This is a genomic window from Daejeonella sp. (genome assembly GCF_049655485.1).
Classification (GTDB): domain Bacteria; phylum Bacteroidota; class Bacteroidia; order Sphingobacteriales; family Sphingobacteriaceae; genus Daejeonella.
Genome location: NZ_JBASJU010000091.1, coordinates 1 through 3,035, shown reverse-complemented (window position 1 = coordinate 3,035; position 3,035 = coordinate 1). Strand labels below are relative to the sequence as shown.

Below are 3,035 nucleotides of genomic sequence, written 5' to 3'. Positions count from 1 at the left end.
ACCGGCTTTAAACAAGGTATTTGCTGGCTTATAGGAGTTGTTATTTTCATTCAAAGTTGTGTTATTGTAATGAAATTTGCGTCGGATTCATCTAACCTTTCTGCAATGGATAGTTTATAAATAGTGCATTGCGACCAACCTTGCGCTATCTATTCTAACAATCCTGCGGGTATTTTTCCTTCCACTTTTGGAAATGGAATACCAAGAAGTTTTACTATGATGGGCGTTATATCACTGAGGTTCATTTCTTCTATGACAGCTCCTTTCCGTATGCCCGGGCCATGAGCGACCAGTCCGGTGCGGATATTTTTCGTGTCGGGGAAATGACCGTGTGCACCGCCTTTGCCGGGCTTAAGTGCATCGCCAGTGTTCGCCGCGCTGAATGAACCATCATTTTCTGCGGTAAGTGCGAATGCTACATTCGGATTATAGCCGCCTTTGTCCAATTGTTTCCGGCTGACCATGCGGTAATATTGCTGCACACTATCAGGCTGTGCTTTCAATAATGCTTTAACTTTTTTGGCGGTCGACTTATCAGAGGGGTCTTTAAGATACAGGTAAGCAGATCCGCCTACGGTATTGAACTGTGCTTTCCAGTCGCCGGTTTTCAGGTCATTGATCAAGCCTGCTTCTTTCAACCATACATTGGGCGAGATCACCTTATTTACATCGTAGAAGCCATGGTCGCCGCCAATTAGCAGTACCGTGCTTTCCCATATACCTGCTGCTTTCAGGGCATCGATGATAATGCCTACGGCAGCATCCGCATCAGCCACCGCATCCTGTACCCTGGTACCGTTTCGTCCCACAGCATGAGATGCGCCATCTACTGAAAATACGTGAATAGTCATCAACTCAGGCTTGCTTTTCTTTATGATATGCGCCGCAATCTTCGCGATGTTTTGATTTTTGCCGTGATCTATCTTGTCAACGCCACCGAAAACTTCTTTTTTCACCTCGGCGTAAAATCCCTGAGGTAATGAATACTGCTCGCGAACACCATCGCCCAGACTGCCTATGTCTGGGATGTTATAGTCTACAGGGGCATTAGCAGACACTGGCCAGTAGAGCGAAGCGACTGTCATGCCCTTCGATTTGGCTGCTTTCCAAATGGTAGGTACATGAATTGAACTATCCTGCCAGTAAGGCTTTTGAGGCGCTGCATCGGCAGTAAAAATATTATTATAAAATATGCCGTGTTTGGCGGGCTGCACCCCCGTAACGATGGTGGTGTGCGAAGGATAGGTCATCGAAGGGAATACACTGTTTACTCCCCTGGCATAAGCCCCGTCCTTCATCATCTCCCGCAGGTTAGGCGTCTGCCATTCGCTATCAAGGTAGAAATCAGGGCGGAATCCGTCAATGGTCACTAAGATCACGTGTTTGGCAGTTTGCGCCATAATCTGCCCGGTTGACACAAACAGGGCCAGGAGTACGATTGAAAATTGCTTTTTCATATGGGTAGGTCCGGGCTTGCCGGAGTTTAAGGTTAATAAGTAAATCTAAAAAAGAATTGTTAATTCACGCAGACATCGGAATTATAGAGAAATTAAAGAATACGGGATTGTTCTTTGACTCACCAATTTTAGATCACATACATACGGGCTTTGCCCGCCATAGCTTATCGAAGGCGGGAAGGAGGAAATGTTTTTATTAATTTAGCAAGTATCAGGTATCAAAATCAAGATTTTATTATGATATTTTTACCAGTTCCCTTAAAAGAACCTTATCTGAATATTAAATACCAATATCCTAACCACATGCAAAAGATCTCATTATTAGTTGTCCTACTTTTTATATCAGCCAGCCTGATCGCGCAGGACGAAAAAGGGGCAATTGCCCAAGCCTCGTATAAAAAGGAAATTACTAAGCTTGTTGCTGCGAAAAGGATTCAGAACGCATTTAAAATTATTCAGGAGCTGGAGCCTGAAACCATGAATGAGCTAATCGAACTTACCCAGATTCCGGCACCTCCGTTTGCAGAACAAAAAAGAGCTGCGAGGTATAAAGAAATGCTGGAGGCCGCAGCAATTGATTCGATCTGGATTGATGAAGTCGGTAATGTGGTTGCTTTACGGAAAGGAACCGGAAATGGAAAAACCGTTGTGCTCGAAGCACACCTGGATACGGTATTCCCGTTAGAAACAGATGTAACTGTAAAACTCAGGGGTGACACACTATTTGCTCCGGGGATCGGGGATGATTCCAGAGGGTTGAGTATGGTGTTGGCAGTTCTGAAGGCGATGAATAAGGCCGAAATAAGAACAGCGTCGGATATATTATTTGTTGGTGTGGTGGGTGAAGAAGGATTGGGAGATTTGCGCGGAGTGAAGCACTTGTTTGAAAAGAACAAACCAAAGATTGATAGCTATATCGCCATTGATGGTGGAGATATTGGTCGCATCAATACCATGGGCCTGGGGTCGCTTAGGTACAAAGTTACTTTTAAGGGTCCGGGGGGACATTCATGGGGCGCTTTTGGACTCGCAAATCCGCACCATGCGATGGGCAAGGCAATAGATTATTTTAACCAGGCTGCTGCAGTTTACGTAGCCAGCGGACCCAAGACTACGTACAATGTTGGTCGTATTGGTGGCGGCACTTCTGTTAATTCGATTCCTTTCGAAACCTGGATTGAAGTTGACATGCGTTCTGAAAGTCCGGAGAAGTTAAAAGGAGTGGAACGGATATTTCTGGAACAAATGAACAAAGCCCTGACGGATTATAATGCCACGGTTAAAACAGGAGCTAAGCTGACTACAGCTATTGAGAAAATTGGTGAGCGACCATCCGGAGAATTAGCTGAAGGCTTACCCTTGATACAAAAAGCACTTGCCGCAACGGAATATTTTAAGGCCAAACCACTCATTACCCGTGGGTCCACCAATTCCAATATTCCCATTGCTTTGGGAGTCCCGGCGATTACCATCGGTCGAGGCGGCAAAGGCGGCAATGCCCATTCTTTGGACGAGTGGTGGATTAATGATAAAGGTGCTGAAGCGATCAAGCTTGCCTTATTAATTCTGGTAGCAGAA

The 3,035-nt window shown here is 45.3% G+C and carries 2 protein-coding genes; one reads left to right on the top strand and one right to left on the bottom strand.

The features are described 5' to 3' along the window. Positions 1 to 149 precede the first annotated feature (149 nt). Positions 150 to 1,457 (bottom strand): alkaline phosphatase family protein, encoded by a 1,308-nt coding sequence (locus WBJ10_RS03750; protein ID WP_424288215.1) that lies wholly within the window; start codon positions 1,455 to 1,457, stop codon positions 150 to 152. A gap of 237 nt (positions 1,458 to 1,694) precedes the next feature. Between WBJ10_RS03750 and WBJ10_RS03745 the strand changes: the two genes are divergently transcribed. After that, positions 1,695 to 3,035, top strand: a 1,341-nt coding sequence (locus WBJ10_RS03745; protein WP_424288214.1) for a M20/M25/M40 family metallo-hydrolase, incomplete at its 3' end; no start/stop codon positions are given.